Genomic DNA, 16205 nt, shown 5'->3' with positions numbered 1-16205 from the left:
GGTCATTCTCCCGTGATGAGGTAGATAGGGTTCTGGGCCATCATGAGGTGCAGCCCGCCCACGGCTCTGGCCCGGCTGACGGCGATCTGGCTCACCTGCACCGTCCGGCCCCGGGCCGTCAGCGCAGCCACCGCCGCCGAGAGGGTCTCGAGGGCGATGGCCGACGCACAGATGCGGGCGGCGGGGTTCTTTTCCAGCGCAGCGTCCACGATGGCGGCGAGGCTGCCCTTGCTGCCGCCGATAAAGACGGCGTCCGGCGCGGGCAGGTCGGCCAGCGCGGCGGGGGCAAGCCCCTCCACGAGGGTCAGGTTGCGGGCGAGGAATCTCTGGCGGTTGGCCCGGATGAGGGCGCAGCCCTCCGGGTCGCACTCCACCGCGTAGACCCTGCCCCGGGGCGCAGCCAGCGCCAGCTCCACGCTGACACTGCCCGTCCCGGCCCCCACGTCCCACAGGATATCCTCCGGGCGGACGGCCAGCTTTGCCAGCACAGCAGCCCGCACCTCCTGCTTGGTCATGGGGACACTGCCCCGCTCGAACGCTTCATCCGGCAGGCCCGGCGTGCGGCGGGGCTGCACCTCTGCGGCCTCCACGAGGAGGACGCTCAGGCTGTCGAAGCGGCCCGCCGCCAGCTCCTGCACCCTGCCCCGGAAGAGCTTCTCTTCCGGCGTGCCGAGGCACTGGCCCACGACGGCCTCCACCTCGCCGAAGCCCTCCGCCGCCAGCTGGGCGCAGAGGGTGGCAGGGTCTTCACTGCCGCCGGTGAGGAAAAAGGCGGGCCTGCCCTGCATACACTCGGCCACCGGGTCGCAGGCGCGGCCATGGGCCGAGACGAGGTTCCAGTCCTGCCACGGACGGCCCAGCGCCGCCGCAAGGAGCTGGACGCTGGAAAGACCCGGCAGCACCCGGGTGCGGATGCCGAGAGCCGAAAGCTTATCCAGCAGCGCGGCTGCGCCGGAGTAAAAGCCGGTGTCGCCGCTGTAGACCAGCACGGCGTTCTCTGCGCCGGAGGTGTGCAGAAGCTCCGCCACCTCGTCGGCGCGGTAGGCAGCGGCGCGGTTGGCAGTGCAGCCGGCGGGCAGAGCCGCCAGCAGACGCCGCGCACCAAGGATGAGGTCGGCCTGCCGCAGCGCGGCCAGACTCTGGAGGGTCAGACTCTCGGGCTGGCCGGAACCCATGCCGATGAGTGTCACGTTCATCTTATCATCTCCTTGCAGCGTTTCAGCACCTCTTCCGCCGTCTCGCCCTCCTCGGGCGGGCGGCGGATGACCACCAGCTGCGCCCCCGCGGCGGCGGCAGCAGCGGCTTTTTCGTCGAATCCGCCCGCTGCGCCGCCGTCTTTCGTGACCAGCCAGCGGATACGGAACTGCTCCATCATCGCCTGATTGAGCGCGAAGCTGAACGGCCCCTGCATGGCGATGATGTTGCGGTGGGGGATGCCCGCCGCCTCACAGGCTGCGATGCTTTCCAGCGTGGGCAGGACGCGGGGATAGAGCCGCTGGGGCGGGATGGCCGCAAACTGAGTCAGCTCTTTGGCTCCGGTGGCCAGCAGAAGGTTTCCTTCCTTTTGCGCCAGCGCCTCCGCCGCCTGCCCTGCGCTCCCGAAGACAAGACAGCCCTCCGGCAGGGGGCTGGCCGGGCGGAGGAGGCGGAGATACCCGACCCCCGCCGACTCTGCCGCCGCCCGGATGTTCTTCGTCGCCTCCACTGCGTAGGGGTGGGTGGCGTCGATGCAGAGGGCAGCGCCCTTCAGGAGAGCGGCCATCTCATCGGGCAGGAGCCGCCCGCACCGGACGGTGACGCCGGGGGCGCTCCCCTGCTCTTCCTGCCCCAGCGGGGTGGCTACGCTGACGGTGACTTCAAGGCCAAGCTCTGCCAGCCGACGGGAAAGCTCCCGCCCCTCGGTGGTACCGCTGAACAGGACCACTCTCATCGGCGATACCCCCGCGGCGTGACCATCCGCCCGCTCAGTGCGCGGGTAGCCGCGTTGCCCACAAAGACGGTGGTGAACATATCCACCTCGGTGTCCCGGAGCTGGCTGAGAGGCAGGAGCTGCTTTTCCTGTCCCTCCCGGCCGATGTTCCGCACCCAGCCGCAGAGGGTGTCAGGGGCCTTGCCGTGGGCCAGCAGGATGTCCACGGCCCGGCGCAGGTAGTCGGGGCGGCCCTTGGAGGAGGGATTGTACAGCGCCAGCGCGAAATCGCCCTGCGCCGCGCAGGCCAGACGCTTTTCGATGACCTCCCACGGCGTGAGGCGGTCGGACAGAGAGAGGACGCAGAAATCGTGGGCCAGCGGTGCCCCCAGCACCGCCCCGCCGCTGAGGGCGGCGGTCAGGCCGGGCACGACCTCCACATCAACACCCGGATACGCCTCGGCCAGTTCCAGAAGGGGGCTTGCCATGCCGTAGACCCCGGCATCGCCGGAGCAGACCAGCGCCACATCCCGGCCTGCCCGGGCGGTATCCAGCGCCCAGCGGCAGCGGTCAAGCTCCCGGGTCATGCCGGTGGCGTAGCACTCCTTTTCCGGGTAGAGGGGGCGCACAAGGTCGATGTAGACCGTATAGCCGCACAACACCTCGGCCTGCTGCAAGGCGCTCTGCGCCTGCACGGTCAGAAACTGTCCGCCGCCGGGGCCAAGCCCCACGACGAACACGGTCTTTCGGTTCTCACTCATTGCTCTGTCCTCCAATCGGGTGCAAAGGGGCGGACGGCCAGCGCCAGCGTCACGCCGCCGCCCGCTGTCTTGGGCAGCAGGAGCGCCCCGCCCGAGGCTTTTGCCGCTGCCCGCTCGCAGACGTTGTCCACGCCGGTGACACCGGCCACGAAGGCCGAGGGGGTGAACTGCCCCGGCACGGCCCGCAGCTGGTCTGCCGAATAGAATGTGATGGGCCAGCCGTGGGCTTCGCAGAACTGCGCAAGTCCCGGCTCCTCTTTTTTCAGGTCGATGCTGGCAGCCGCCGAGACTGCCGCCGGGCTGAGGCCCGACGAGGCACAGAAGGCCGAGAACGCCTCTTCCAGCCGCTCTGCCGTCGTGCCCCGGCGGCACCCCACGCCCAGCACCCCGATGGGGGGCACGAGGTGGAGCGCCCCGCCCTCCGGCGTGAGGGTGAGGGCGAAATCAGCGGCCTCGGGCGTCCCGGCCCGCTCCACCCCGGCGGGGGCCTCCCCCGCCACCGGCCACGCCGACCAGTACCGGACGGTCTGTCCGGCCAGCAGGGTGCCGCTGACGCGCTTGATGCGCTCCGGCTCAAGGAGGGCGCAGCCCTGCGCCTTGGCCCAGAGGTCCACGGCAAAAAGGCCGTTGACATCGGTGGCCGTCGTGATGACCGGCACCGCGCCGCAGACCTCCGCCAGCGCCCGGGCCAGCGCATTCGCGCCCCCCAGATGGCCCGACAACAGGGGCACGGCGAACTGCCCGCCCTCGTCCACAGCCACCACCGCTGGGTCGCTGGCCTTGCTTTTGCAATAGGGCGCGACGGCCCGGACGGCGATGCCCACAGCTCCTACAAAAATAAGCGCCTCGTTCTGTGCAAAGTGCTCCGCCGTCCAGCCCTTCAGGGTCACTTCCCCGCCGCAGCGGCTCACGCTGCCGGGCAGGGCCTCCGCCAGCCGACGGGCCAGTGCCTCGCCCCTTGCCGTAAAGGCCAGATACGCACAGCTCATTTTCCGGCCTCCGTCCCCTGCCGGAACTCGGTGGTAAAGGCAGGGTCGTAGAGCTTGCTGCGGTCGTAATCCCGCCCCAGAAAATCGCCCACGACGATGAGGGCCGTCTTGGTGATGCCGTTTTTGCGGGTCTCCTCGGCCAGCGTGGAGACGGTGCACCGCACCACCTTCTGCTCCGGCCATGTGGCCTTATACACCACTGCGGCGGGAGTGTCGGAGCGGTAGCCGCCGCTGGAAAGGAGGGCCTGCTGGACCTTGTCCACCAGCCCGATGGAGAGGAAGATGACCATGGTGGCCCCATGCGCGGCCAGCTTTGCCAGCTGCTCGGCCTCGGGGACGGGGGTGCGGCCCTCCATCCGGGTGATGATGACGGTCTGGCTCACATTGGGCAGGGTGTACTCGGCACAGAGCGCCGCCGCTGCGCCGCAGAAGCTGGACACACCCGGGGTGTCATCGTAGGGGATGCCGTCGGCGTCCAGCGCATCCATCTGCTCCCGGATGGCCCCATAAAGGCAGGGGTCGCCGGTGTGGAGGCGGACGGTGGTGCCGCCCGCCTGCTCCGTAGCGCGGATGGTGTCCAGCACCTGTTCCAGCGTCATCTCGGCGCTGTTGTAGATGGCGCAGCCGGGCTTTGCCAGACCCAGCAGGGCCGGGTTGACGAGGCTGCCCGCATAGATGATGCAGTCGGCATCGGCCAGCAGGGCCGCGCCCCGACGGGTGATGAGGTCGGGGGCACCCGGCCCCGCTCCCACAAAATGAACCATATCCGTTACCCTTCCTTTACTAAGATCGTTGCAAAATAGCCCGCCGGACGGCTGGCATCGCAGGCAGACAGGTCGGGCCAGACCTCCTCGTCCGGCAGGCCGCAGTTGCAGACCATCGCACTGCGGCCCAGAAGCCCGGCTTCGGCCAGTGCGGCCAGCGTCTCCGGCAGCTGACGGCCCGATTTCATCAGCACCTTCGTCCCCGGTGCGGCCAGTACCTCGGCCGCGTGTCGTCCCGGGGCGATGGTCAGAGGCGCTTCCATCCCGCCCGTCAGGGACTGGCCCAGCCGGGCCGCGGCGGCGCAGAAGCTTGGCACCCCGGGGATCCTCACGGTCTTATAGCCCTCTGCCTCTAAGATCTCCTGCAGATAGCCGAAGGTGGCATAGACCGAGACATCGCCGAGGTTGAGCATGGCGACGTCCTGCCCGGCATCCAGATACTCTTTCACCGCCCGGGCGGCCTCCTCATGGGAGGCGCGCAGCATCTCCGGGTCGCGGCTCATGGCAAAGCGCAGGGGCAGGATGGTCTTGCCGTCCAGCCCGACCGCGCCCCGGGCGATGTCCAGCGCCAGCATCCGGCCTCCTGCGGTCTGGGGTGCGGCGATGACCGGGCATTTTTCGAGGCAGCGGACCGCCTTCAGGGTCATCAGCTCCGGGTCGCCCGGGCCTACACTGACGCCGTACAAGACGCCGATCCGTTTTTCCATTCGTCCAGCAGCTCCTTTGCAGTCTTGGTCTGGCCCAGCGGGCCGTATTGGTTGGAGAAGAGCACCGCGCCCACCCGGAACGCCCCGGCGGCGCGACGGTCGAGGTGGAGCTGGATGGCGTCCAGCAAGCTCGACAGCACTGGCTCTCTCATCCCCGCCTTGTCTAGGATCTCCATGCAGGCGTCGGTGGTGGCGGCGCCCATCAGGGATGCGCAGACGCCCCGGGACGCGCCGCAGAGAGCGGCGTGGGCGCAGAGCAGCTCGGTGCGGCAGTCCGCCGTGCGGGAATGGGTGTTCATGACGCCCCCCGCCAGCTTGACCAGCTTGCCGATGTGGCCCACCAGCACCACCTGCTCGAATTTTGACGCAGCCGCCATATCCAGCGCATCGCCGATGAAGTTCGAGGTCTTGACCACCGGGATGCACTTCAGAGCCGGCAGATTCTCGTGGAGATAGTCCAGCCCGTAGTTGCCCGGGGCGAGGATGAGCCGCCGGGGCGTCCCTGCCCGAAGCGCGACCTGCCCCATCTCCAGCTGGATGGTGTCGAGGATGGCCTGCTGGCTCATCGGCTCGACAATGCCGCTGGTGCCGAGGACGCTGAGGCCGCCTTCCACGCCCATGTGGGGATTGAAGGTGCGCTTGGCTGTCTCGGCCCCGCCCTCGATGGAGATGGTGACATCGAAGCCGCCCGCATATCCGGCAGACTCCGCCTCCTTTTCCAGCGCCTCCTTTATCATGGCCCGGGGGACGTGGTTGATGGCGGCTTCGCCCACCGGCTGGTCGAGGCCGGGCTTCGTCACCCGGCCCACCCCCTCGCCGCCGTGGATGCACACCTCTCCGGCCAGCTCCGGCCGGAGGGTCACACCGGCAATGACCGGCAGGCCGGTGGTCACGTCCACATCGTCGCCGCCGTCTTTGCGGATGGCGCACGCCGCTCCCTCGCCCGACCGGCGGCAGAAGATCGGCTCTACCTCCACCACGATGCCCTTCGGGGTGCGGAGGGCCACCGTCTCCGGGGCGCGGCCGGTGAGGAGGAGACGGGCTGCGCCCGCCGCCCCCAGCGCCGCGCAGGTGCCGGTGGTGTAACCGCAGCGCAGGAGCTTTTGACCGCTGCGGACATAGTGCTCAAAGCGGGGCTGCCCCGTCTCGGCGGGCTTTTTCGCTTCACCGTACAGAAAAGCGTACTGCTCGTCGCTCAAATCATAAATTTTACAGATGTTTTCCCGGGCAAACGCCTGTCCGGGCGTCATAACGTCCGAGACGCCCGCCGCCGAGACGCAGACGACCTTATCCGAGATCTTCTGGGCCAGCTCTAATTCGTGGAGGCTGAGGATGACGGCCATCTTCTTGTCCCGGGCGAGGCTCTTCAGGATGGCCAGAAGCTCGGCCTTGCCCTTGATGTCAAGGAAGGACGTCGGCTCGTCCAGCAGGATCAGCTCCGGCTGCTGGCAGATGGCCCGGGCCAGCAGCACGCGCTGGCGCTGGCCGTCACTGATGCAGTTGAAGTCCCGCCCCGCCAGCGCTTCGGCCCCCACGAGAGCCAGCGCAGCGTGGACCTGCCGCCTGTCCTCCGCCGAGAGGACGCCCAGCCGCCCCGTGTAGGGGTAGCGCCCGGCGGAGGCCATTTCAAAGCAGGTGGTCAACTCAGTGCGGCGGGTGTGGGGCACCATCAGGGCCATCTTCCGGGCGCGCTCAGGGCCGGAGTAGTCCGCAAGGCTCTTTCCGTCCAGCAGGACAGCGCCCCCCTGCGGGGCCAGCTGGGCCGCCAGCGTCTTGAGGAGGGTAGATTTGCCCGCACCGTTGGGTCCGATGAGGGTGAGGATGCTCCCCTTTTCGGCTCCGAGGCGGATGTGCTCCATCAGGGGCGTTTTGCCGTAGCCGATGGCAAGGTCATCGGTGCGGCAGAAGGCTTTTTCTTCGCTCATTCCCGGCCTCCCTCTGTCTGGCGGCGCACCAGCAGCCAGATGACCACCGGTGCACCAAAAACTGCTGTCACCGAGCTGATGGACAGCTCGGTGGGCGCGAATAGGCTGCGGGCGATAAGGTCGCAGAGCAGGCAGAACGCCGCCCCGCCAAGGCAGCAGCCCGGCAGGACATAGAGGGGTTTGGCGCTGCCCAGCAGGCTCTTGACCAGATGAGGCACCGCGATGCCCACGAACGAGATCGGCCCGGCAAAGGCCGTCACGCAGGCGGAGAGGAGGCTGGAAAGGAGCACGAGGGCCGTCGAGAAGGCCCGCACCGGCACGCCGACGCTTCGGGCATAGCTTTCCCCCATCTGGTAGGCCGCCATAGGCTTGGAGAGGAGGAATGCCGCTGCCAGTGCGGGCAGCACCACGCAGGCCGCAGCGCCCACGTTGGCCCACGTCATGCCGGAAAAGCTGCCCATCGACCAGTTGTGGAGGTTGACGATGTTGGAGTCCTGCGCGAAGGTCACGACGATGTCGGTGATGGCCGAGCAGATGTAGCCGATCATGATGCCGCAGATGACAAGGATGCTCATCCGGGGCACCCGCCGGGCCACCACCAGCACGAAGGCCATCGCCGCCATCGCGCCCGCAAAGGCCGCGATGATGAGGGTGGCCGAACCGGTAAGCAGCCCCCTTTGCAGGAAGACCACCATCGTGAGGGCCACGGCCAGCTTCGCGCCGCTGGACACGCCCATGACGAAGGGGCCTGCAATGGGGTTGGCAAAGAAGGTCTGCAAAAGGTAGCCCGCTGCAGAGAGGGCCGCGCCCAGCAGCACCACCATGACGGCCCGGGGCAGGCGCAGCTGCAGCACGATGCCCACAGCCAGCGCATCCCCACCCCGGCCCAGCAGGGCTGCAGCCACTGCCCCGGGCGTCAGCTCCACGCTGCCCCAGAACAGGTTGAGCGCGAACAGCACCGCAAGCCCCGCCGTGAGGGCGAGGTAGGCGAGGCTGAGGCGGCGTGTGGTAGTCATGACAATGCTCCTTTTATACGATCTGCTGCAAAAAGCGGAGGGAGGCCGGGTCGGGCCTGCCCTCGGTAAAAACGAGGTTCATATCGGAGATGAGGTCGGCCAGCTCCATGCTCTGCTGGAACAGGCTCTGGGCCGTACACCAGCAGTCGCCGGACTGGACAGCCTTGAACTCCTCCAGCATGGGGCACTTTTCGATGAGCTGGTCACGGGTCTCCACGACGCCCTCGATGGTGCTGTTGTAGATGAGGACATCGACGTCTTTGGCCCGGGCGTAGAAGGTCTCGAGGGGCAGCTTGATGGTGGACTGGCCCGGGCTGTCCCCCTCGAGGTCGTCAAAAATGTAGACGCCGCCCGCCATCCCCACCATCTGGGCCACATAGTCGCTGGTGCGGCGGACGGTGATGAGGTTGTTCGACGTGATGGAGAAGAAAGCCACCGTTTTTCCGGTGCTCTCCTGCCCGAGGATGGGGGCCACCTGCTCCACCTTCTGGCGGAAAATTTCCTCCGCCTGCTCGGTCCTGCCCAGCAGGATGCCGTAGAGCTTGAGCCACTCCATCCGGGCCAGCGGGCCGCTCTCATAGCTCGAGCGCTCGATGAGCACCGGCACGCCGAACTTTTCCAGCTGTTCCTTGACCGCAGGGTCATGGAGGATCATGGTGTTCTCGATGGCGAGGCTGCACCCGGAAGCAAGGATCCGCTCATAGTCCGGGGCGCTGTACTTGCCGGCGTAGGCGATGCGGCCCTCCTGCATGGCCTGCTTGGCCTCCTCCACATACCAGCCCTCGGCCTTGGTGCCAGAGAGGGCGATGCAGTCCAGCGCATCCAGATGGACGAAGAGGTCCATCACCGAGGTGGAGACGAGGTAGATGTTGTCCAGCGGCTGGCGGAGCGGGACAACATCGGCGGGCAGGTCATCCACCTCTGCCGCGTCCTCGGGGATCACGAGGAATCTGCCGCTGTCCGGGATATTCACCAGCACATATCCCCCCTCATAGCAGTCGGCGGAGAACTGAGCCGCATAGTCCAGCGGATAGCTGTGGTCGAACACGAGAGAGGCCGTATTGGCCGGGGCGGTCTCTGCCTGTCCGCAGCCAGCGAGGGTAAGTGCGGCGGCGGGCAGGGCTTTCAGAAAATTGCGGCGCTTCATAGGCTTTAACCTCTCAGTCTGCGAAGCGGTTTACTTCAGCGTAAAGGTCAGCGTATACTCGATCTCGTGCGGGGTGCTCATGGCGACGGTATCGCCCACCACATCCAGCGGGGTGTCGAGGGCGGCGACGGGGATCTCGAAGGTGGAGTTGCCCTCGGTGTTGGTGGGCAGATACTTTTCGCCGTCCACCAGCATATAGTCGTAGTTGGGGCTGGACCAGACGATGGTGGCGGTCATCCTGCCGTCGGCCACGGTCAGGGCCGCAGGGCTTTCCACGGTGGCGCGGCCGGAGCCGCCCTCAAGGGTCACGTCGCAGGTATAGGCGCCGTCGGCAAGGGCCTCCTCCATCGTGGGCTGTGCATTGCGGACGCTGACGGTGTGGTCGTACCACTTGCCCTTCTTGCCGAGGATGGCAACGGAGAAGTCCGTGTCCAGTGCCTCCACCGGGATGTCGAAGCCGTACACCTCATCCGAGGTGCCGTCGCTGTAGTTCACCACATCGGTGGTGGGCTGGAGCCAGTCGGCCTCGTGGGAGGCCGCGTCCTCTGCCGTGCCGACGTAGAGGTTGACGATGTTCTTGGAGACGAGACTGACGTGGAGCGTCATCTGACCGTCCTTCACGGTCAGCGTGCCTTTTCCGTCGAATGCCTCATTGGCGTGGAACATGGAGCTGTCGGTGTCAAAATCAGCGGCGTAGGTGCCGTCGGGCAGCGCCGCCTCAGCGGAGGCAGAAGCAGCCTCGCTCACGGCAGAGGAGGCCGCTGCCTCGGAGGAAGCGGCAGAGCTGGCCGGGGCGCTGGATGCGCCGCAGCCGACGAGTGCACCGGCCAGCATCACACCGGCCAGCAGAAGAGAGCATTTATTTTTCAGTTTCATAGCAGTTACCTCGACTTATATCGTACCAAAAAGATTATAACACGCAATGGCCTGATTTCAAAGCAGGCCGAAAAAGAAATTGCCCGAAAAGGCACTCCTTTCCGGGCAATCATAGGGTCAGAATCAGCCGTTCAGGGAATCGACAGCGGCCTTGGTGTGTGCGATGTAGAGCTGCTGGATGTCAGCGATCTCGCCCAGACCTGCGATCTGGCACTCGACGGAATCGAATGCAGCAGAGGCCTCGAACTGGCTCTTCCAGGAATCATCGTCATCGCCCGCCATATCATTGTTGGCATGGTCGCCTGCAACGACCATCAGGGGACGCAGGACGACCTTGGTGTAGCCGGCGGCCTTGACCGCCTCGATGACATTCTCACAGTCAGTCTCCTCCGGCTCACCCTCGACGGTGCCGATGAAGACATTCTTGTAGCCCAGAGCGTTCATCTGAGCCTGCATCTGGCTGTAGCTCACCTTTGCGGTGTGAGAGGTGCCGTGGCCCATGAAAACGAAGGCGGTGCCATCCGCAGCAGCGGCGTCCACGCTGTCGAAGCCAGCGGTCTTGACGGCCTCAGCGGTGATTGCCTTGGCGACAGCCTCCTTGTCGGCGTTGATGACGGTGGCATCGCTGCCCACCTCGCCCAGCAGAGGCTCGGCGACAGCGACAGACTCGAACTTGTCGCGGTAGCTGTCCACCAGCTCCATCATCTCGTCGTACTCCGCGCCGTGCATCAGGTGGGTGGGCTGGACGACCAGATTCTTCACGCCGTTGGCGACAGCGCGCTCCATAGCCTGCTCCATGTTGTCGATCTTCTCGCCGTCACGGGCCTGCACATGGTTGATGATGATCTGTGCAGTGAAGGCACGGCGGACAGACCAGTCGGGGTAAGCGGCCTGAATGGCATCCTCGATGCCCTTGATGTCCGCTGCGCGGCTGTCGTTGAAGGAGGTGCCGAAGCTGACGACGAGGATCTCGTTGTCGCCGATGTTGTCCTCATTGCGGGGGTCGTCCTTGGAGGCATCGCCGGTGTCGCGGCCAAAGTAATCGGGGTCAGCCTCTTCACCCTCGACCAGCTCCTTCTGGGCATCGGTCAAGGCGTCCCATGCGGCCTTGGCGGCCTCGCACTGGGCGTCGGTGTTCTCGTTGCGCTCCTGCACATAGATGGCGTCGATGAGATCTGCCACGTTCTTTGCTGCCATTTCATCGGCCTCCTCGCTGCTCACCTCGCTGGCGGCAGCAGAGCTTGCTGCGGCGCTGCTGGCAGCAGTAGAAGAAGATGCACCGCAGCCGGTGAGCACACCGGCACACAGGGCCAGTGCGGCGGCAGCGGCGGTGACGCGCTGCCAGTTCTTGTTGGTTGCTTTACGCATTGTTTTGAGTCCTTTCTGTTTGGGTGGGATCGGTACTTCCGATAGAAAGGGTACGAAACGGGGGCCAGCTCAAACGAAAAAGAGCCTTTCTGCCGCGCGGAAGGCACAGCAAAAAGACCCTTTGAACGATTCGGGCTTTTTGGTACGACCAATTCCTCGTGATCCGGAGCTTGGCGCTCCTGTACCAACAGCGGGCAGGTTTCCTGACTGAAAGCTCATCATCCGCTGCCGCCTTCCCAGAAGCAAAGCTCCCAGTGACCGGCGACATGCGCCAAAGCAGCGGACTCCCTTATCACAGTGACGAGATCGCGCGGGACTCTCACCCGCTTCCCTTTTACCCTCCCGGCCAAAGGACAAGCCCTTGGCGGCAGGCACCTGCTGTTTTCTATTCAGACGAGAGGAAGTATAGCACACCTCACCTCAAAAAGCAATATCTCAGCTCTCCTGCGGCATCGTCCAGACCATCCCCAGCGCCTCAAGCTTCTGGACGTGGGCGGCTGTCAGCCGGTCATCGGCGGCAGCATAGCTCTCCCGCATCCGGCGGATCCAGTCGCCGAGGCAGAAGCCGTCGCCGGTCTTGTAGTTCACCGGCACCAGAAGGTCGCCGTGGGCGGCGCGGTATTCCTCGGCGCGACGGAACGCCCCGTCCCATTTGGCCTCCCGGGCGTCCCACTGCATCCCGATGGCGTCCAGCATGGCGATGTGCTCCGGCGTGACCTGAAAGGACTCAGGCCGGGCCTTGCGGGCAGCGCGGAGGTTCGAGATCCAGACGCCCAGCCGGAAGCCGCTCTCGTCCACATATCCGGCGGGCACGAGAAGGGTGCCCTTCTTTTCGGCATAGCGCTTGGCGCTTTGATAGTTGTCCAGCCAGTTCTGCTCCCGCACGCTGCACGCAGGCGGCACAGTGGCCGTAAGGCGGCGGGTGTTCTCGCCCTGAAACAGCTCCCTGAGGGCGGCGCAGCGCTCCGCGGAGAGCTTTTTGCCCTCCCGCAGCATCAGCTTCTGGCGGGAGAGCCAGCTGCCCAGCCAGATGCCGTCCTCCGTCCGGTACTGCGCCGGGACGGCCAGACTGCCGTGCTCTTTTTTGTATGCCGCCGCCAGCTCGTAGCGGTGCTGCCACGAGTCGGTCTTTTCCCAGATCATGCCCAGCTCATCCAGCAGGGCTTTCCGCTCCGGCGTGACCCGGGCACTGCTGCGCTCGGGGTTCTGCCATGCATACCGCTGGCGGGACACCCACTTGCCCAGCAGGATGCCGTCCTCATCGATGTACTCGGTGGGCACGTCGATGTTGCCATGGGCGCTGTAATATTTCACGGCGGCCTCGTAGGCAGTCTGCCACTTTCGGTCGTTCCGGTTCGCCCAGTCCACGCCGAGGGCTTCCAGCTTTTCGATCTGGGCGGCGGTCAGGGTTCCTTCCTTATAGGCGGCCCGCTGGCTGCCCAGCCAGACGCCCAGCGCCATGCCGTCCGGCGTGACGTACTTGACGGGGATCTCGAGGTCATCGTGCTCGAGATGGTACTGGACGGCAGCGGCATAGTTCTTTTCCCAGAGGATGCTGCCGGTGTCCCACACCATGCCCAGCGATTCCAGCCGCTCGATGCGGTCATCCGAAAGGCTGCCGCCCTGATAGCGCTGGCGGTTGTAGACGATCCACTCGCCCAGCGCGAAGCCGTTCTTATCTTTATAGTGGACCGGCACCAGAAGGTCGGCGTGGCTGTCGCGGTACCGCCGGGCCGAGGCCCAGCCGTTCTCCCACGCCAGCTCAAGGCGCTTTTTCCAGTTCATGCCGATCTTGTCCAGCCGGGCGACCTGCTCGGCAGTGAGGCGGCCATTCTTCTTTCCGGCCCGCACGAGGCGCTGGTTTTCCAGCCAGCGGCCCACGGCCACTCCCTCAAAGGTGTAGGCACGGGGCACATCCAGCGGCAGCTTTTTTGCGGCCATCTGTTTCGCGGCGGCAAAATAGCGCTCCCATTCGGCGTCCAGTGCCCGGCGAAGCTGCCGGTAGGCCCGGCGGCAGGCGGACAGCGGCTCAGACAGCGGGAATGGCTTCTCGCCGCACTCCTTCCGGAGCTGCGGCACGCAGGTCAGTCCTTCGAAGGTAGCGCTCAGCTCTGCCACCGGCACACTGCCGCAGGCCGCGAGGGCGCGGGCCAGCATCTGCCGATAGGCGGGTGCCTCAGCGGTGCGGCGGACGAGGACAACGCCTGAAATGCCGGTCAGCGGCGTCTCGACAGCAGGACTGTTGACGCAGACCAGCAGCCGCAGCGCTTCGGCCTCGTCGGTCAGGAAGGGCTCTGCATCGCTGGAAAGCGCATCGGCGCAGCAGGTATGCACCCCCGCACCAAACAGCGCTTCGGCCTGCTGGGCCATCTGCGCCGCCGTCTGGGCATCCTCGCAGAGGACGAGATACCGCCCGGCGGCATCGGGGAGCCACCGCGCCAGCAGCACTTCCACGGAGGGCAGCTGCTCCACAGCAAGGCTCAGTGCCTGATATTTTTCGGCGTTGGGGTCGGGCGTGCCGGGCACGCGGAGGTTCTTCACCTCGGCGCGGAGTCGGGCCATTGCGGCCTCCTGCGGCCAGAGCAGCGCCGTGTAGGAGGTCGGCATGGGCAGCAGCCCATCGGCCAATGCCCCGCCCAGCGTCAGCGGCTCCACCACAGCATCGCCCAGCAGCTCTTCGGCAGCGCGGCAGCTCTCGCCCGGGGCGTCCGGCTCGGCCAGCGCCAGCACCTTGGCCTCCGGACAGAGGCGGAACAGGAGCTGGACGCAGTCCGTCCAATCCCGTGCGCTCATCTCCCGCCAGCCGTCCAGCACCAACAGACCGGGCCGGAACTCTGCCAGCGCCACCCAGCCCAGCGCGCTCTGTGCAGCCAGCTGCTCACAGTCCATCAGCCGGACGCTGCCGTCCAGCGTTTTGCCCAGCTCCTTCGCCAGTCCGCGGCGCAGTTCGAGCCGCGCGGCGCAGGAGGCCACCCAGAGGACGCGGGTGTCAGGCTGTTCTGCCAGCATCTCCCACACGATGCGGCCCTTGCCGGTGCCCGCCGGACGCACCAGCGCGGCCCGGCAGCCCTGCTGCAAGGCGGCTGCCGCCGCACGGCAGGCCGCTTTGTTTGAATCATGCACTAAAATCGACATATCCTTTTCTGCCCCTCCCGGTGGTTCAGAAATCGTTTTTTCTGCAAAAAAGAAATGCGCCTGCGCAAAGCGGACTGCCCTGCCTGCGCTGCGCCTGCGTTCTTTTTCGTTAAAATGTTAGTTTCGTATCCTATTATTATCATAAAAGTTTATTTCTTGTCAAGGCAATTTTGCAAATATCTCTAAAATCTCCTGAAAAATCTTCTCCCCGGCAACAGTTGACGGCAGAGGCCGTTGGTGGTAGACTCTTGGCATCCGCTCCCCTTTTGCGGGAGACATCCCTATTCAGGACAAGTGAGGTAATCGATATGAACATCATCAGCACCGAAAAAGCCCCCGGCGCCATCGGCCCCTACTCTCAGGGCTACACCGTGGGCGGCCTCGTCTTCACCTCCGGCCAGATCCCGGTAGACCCCGCCACCGGCGCGGTCGCTGAGGGCATCGCTGCACAGGCAGACCAGAGCTGCCGCAATGTAGGTGCCATCCTTGAGGCTGCGGGCGTGGGCTTCGACAAGGTGGTCAAGACCACCTGCTTCCTCGCCGACATTGCCGACTTTGCCGCCTTCAACGAGGTGTACGCCAAGTACTTCACCTCCAAGCCTGCCCGCAGCTGCGTGGCGGTGAAGGATCTGCCCAAGGGCGTGCTCTGCGAGATCGAGGCCATCGCTGAGGCATAAGTTTTTCCCAGTCTGCAAAAAGGCCGTCTGCACCCTCTCCGGGGCGCGGACGGCCTTTTTGTGCTGCCATCGATTCCAGTTTTTCATGTCGGCTTACTTTCTTTTCCGGAGAATTGACTTCACTTTTCACTTTTGTTACAATAGAATCAAACTATTGTATCGCAAGACTAGAAATTAGCACAACTGAAGCAGCATATCTGCGATATGCAAACCAACATTGTTGCTGTTGCATTAAAAAGTTGGTTTGCTATAAAATATTTCCGGTCAGATTCGAAAGAGAGGTCCCCGCCATGTCCAATTCCCGTGTCGAAAGCCACAACCGCGCCGAGCTGCGCAACCGGATCATCAGCGCCGCCACGCTGCTCGAGATCCTGCTGTCCGGCCTCGTCCTCATCGGCCTGCTGCTGTCGATGATCCCCCTGCTGCAATGGATGCCCGGCCTGCTGTTCGACGGCAACGACGTCGAGGTGAGCATCTTCTTACAGCGCGCGCTGGACATCGTCATCGGCATCGAGTTCATCAAGATGCTGGCCAAGCACAGCCCCGGCTCCAGCCTCGAAGTGCTGCTCTACGCCATCGCACGCCACATGGTGGTGGGCCACGAATCTGCACTGGAGAATCTGCTGAGCGTGGGGGCCATCGCCCTCATCTTCGTCGTGCGGAAATTCTTCTTCGTCCCGGCCTTCGGCGCTCACCTGCCCGACGGCCACCCCGCACCCGACCTCACCCCCTCCCAGAGCGGCATCCCGGAAGACGAATTTGCCGCCCGGCTGCGCAAGCACCTCAGCAGCAAGTCTGCTGAACGGGAAGAGACCATCGCCATCGAAGACCCCGAGTACGAGGACAACACCGAGACCCTTCAGGAAGCCGACGCGGAATAACTCTGCCAAACAGCAAAACGCCCCGCAGGCAGCTCGATGGAACGAGCGCC

14 protein-coding genes and 1 riboswitch are annotated in these 16205 nt (G+C 65.4%); of the genes, 2 read left to right on the top strand and 12 right to left on the bottom strand.

The window, feature by feature from the left end:
- Window positions 1–2 precede the first annotated feature (2 nt).
- The 12 genes from cbiE to MTP38_RS04920 form a co-directional block, all read right to left on the bottom strand.
- Entirely contained in the window at window positions 3–1196 is a 1194-nt protein-coding gene (gene cbiE / locus MTP38_RS04975) for a precorrin-6y C5,15-methyltransferase (decarboxylating) subunit CbiE (protein WP_249234437.1), read from the bottom strand.
- On the bottom strand, window positions 1193–1930 hold the full coding sequence (cobK, locus tag MTP38_RS04970; protein ID WP_249234436.1) for a precorrin-6A reductase: 738 nt from the start codon (window positions 1928–1930) through the stop codon (window positions 1193–1195). The genes cbiE and cobK overlap by 4 nt, the downstream gene beginning before the upstream one ends.
- On the bottom strand, window positions 1927–2670 hold the full coding sequence (gene cobJ / locus MTP38_RS04965; protein WP_249234435.1) for a precorrin-3B C(17)-methyltransferase: 744 nt from the start codon (window positions 2668–2670) through the stop codon (window positions 1927–1929). The genes cobK and cobJ overlap by 4 nt, the downstream gene beginning before the upstream one ends.
- The gene (locus MTP38_RS04960; RefSeq protein ID WP_249234434.1) at window positions 2667–3659 is read right to left on the bottom strand and encodes a cobalt-precorrin 5A hydrolase; all 993 of its coding nucleotides are present in this window, start codon (window positions 3657–3659) and stop codon (window positions 2667–2669) included. The genes cobJ and MTP38_RS04960 overlap by 4 nt, the downstream gene beginning before the upstream one ends.
- Window positions 3656–4423, bottom strand: coding sequence for a precorrin-4 C(11)-methyltransferase (gene cobM, locus MTP38_RS04955; RefSeq protein ID WP_227619814.1), 768 nt, complete (start codon window positions 4421–4423; stop codon window positions 3656–3658). Before cobM ends, MTP38_RS04960 begins: the two co-directional genes overlap by 4 nt.
- 5 nt (window positions 4424–4428) lie before the next feature.
- Window positions 4429–5130, bottom strand: a complete 702-nt coding sequence (cobI, locus tag MTP38_RS04950) for a precorrin-2 C(20)-methyltransferase (protein WP_249234433.1) — start codon at window positions 5128–5130, stop codon at window positions 4429–4431.
- A complete protein-coding gene (cbiD, locus tag MTP38_RS04945; RefSeq protein ID WP_249234432.1) occupies window positions 5091–7055 on the bottom strand; it encodes a cobalt-precorrin-5B (C(1))-methyltransferase CbiD in 1965 nt (654 codons plus the stop codon). The genes cobI and cbiD overlap by 40 nt, the downstream gene beginning before the upstream one ends.
- Window positions 7052–8071 carry a FecCD family ABC transporter permease gene (locus tag MTP38_RS04940; RefSeq protein WP_227619817.1) on the bottom strand — a complete coding sequence of 340 codons (1020 nt, stop codon included), beginning with the start codon at window positions 8069–8071 and terminating at the stop codon, window positions 7052–7054. The genes cbiD and MTP38_RS04940 overlap by 4 nt, the downstream gene beginning before the upstream one ends.
- Window positions 8072–8084: 13 nt before the next feature.
- A complete protein-coding gene (locus tag MTP38_RS04935) occupies window positions 8085–9218 on the bottom strand; it encodes an ABC transporter substrate-binding protein (protein ID WP_249234431.1) in 1134 nt (377 codons plus the stop codon).
- Between the two features lie 30 nt (window positions 9219–9248).
- Window positions 9249–10094: an iron transporter gene (locus MTP38_RS04930; protein ID WP_249234430.1), complete on the bottom strand. Its 846-nt coding sequence runs from the start codon at window positions 10092–10094 to the stop codon at window positions 9249–9251.
- Window positions 10095–10217: 123 nt separating this feature from the next.
- Window positions 10218–11462 (bottom strand): sirohydrochlorin cobaltochelatase, encoded by a 1245-nt coding sequence (locus MTP38_RS04925; RefSeq protein WP_249234429.1) that lies wholly within the window; start codon window positions 11460–11462, stop codon window positions 10218–10220.
- A 176-nt stretch (window positions 11463–11638) separates the two neighbouring features.
- A riboswitch (cobalamin riboswitch) is annotated at window positions 11639–11856 on the bottom strand.
- 41 nt (window positions 11857–11897) lie between these two features.
- Entirely contained in the window at window positions 11898–14597 is a 2700-nt protein-coding gene (locus MTP38_RS04920; RefSeq protein WP_249234428.1) for a helicase associated domain-containing protein, read from the bottom strand.
- A 308-nt stretch (window positions 14598–14905) separates the two neighbouring features.
- Here MTP38_RS04920 and MTP38_RS04915 point away from each other — a divergent pair, with 308 nt between their 5' ends.
- Both MTP38_RS04915 and MTP38_RS04910 read left to right on the top strand, forming a co-directional pair.
- The gene (locus MTP38_RS04915) at window positions 14906–15274 is read left to right on the top strand and encodes a RidA family protein (protein WP_015563712.1); all 369 of its coding nucleotides are present in this window, start codon (window positions 14906–14908) and stop codon (window positions 15272–15274) included.
- Between the two features lie 290 nt (window positions 15275–15564).
- Window positions 15565–16155 (top strand): transporter, encoded by a 591-nt coding sequence (locus tag MTP38_RS04910; RefSeq protein ID WP_249234427.1) that lies wholly within the window; start codon window positions 15565–15567, stop codon window positions 16153–16155.
- The last annotated feature ends 50 nt before the right edge of the window (window positions 16156–16205 follow it).

Origin of the sequence: Faecalibacterium sp. I3-3-89, assembly GCF_023347275.1 — a bacterium.
Taxonomy (GTDB): Bacteria; Bacillota; Clostridia; order Oscillospirales; family Ruminococcaceae; genus Faecalibacterium; species Faecalibacterium butyricigenerans.
Note: the sequence above shows the minus strand (reverse complement) of the source record. Positions and strands in the feature narration are given on the sequence as shown.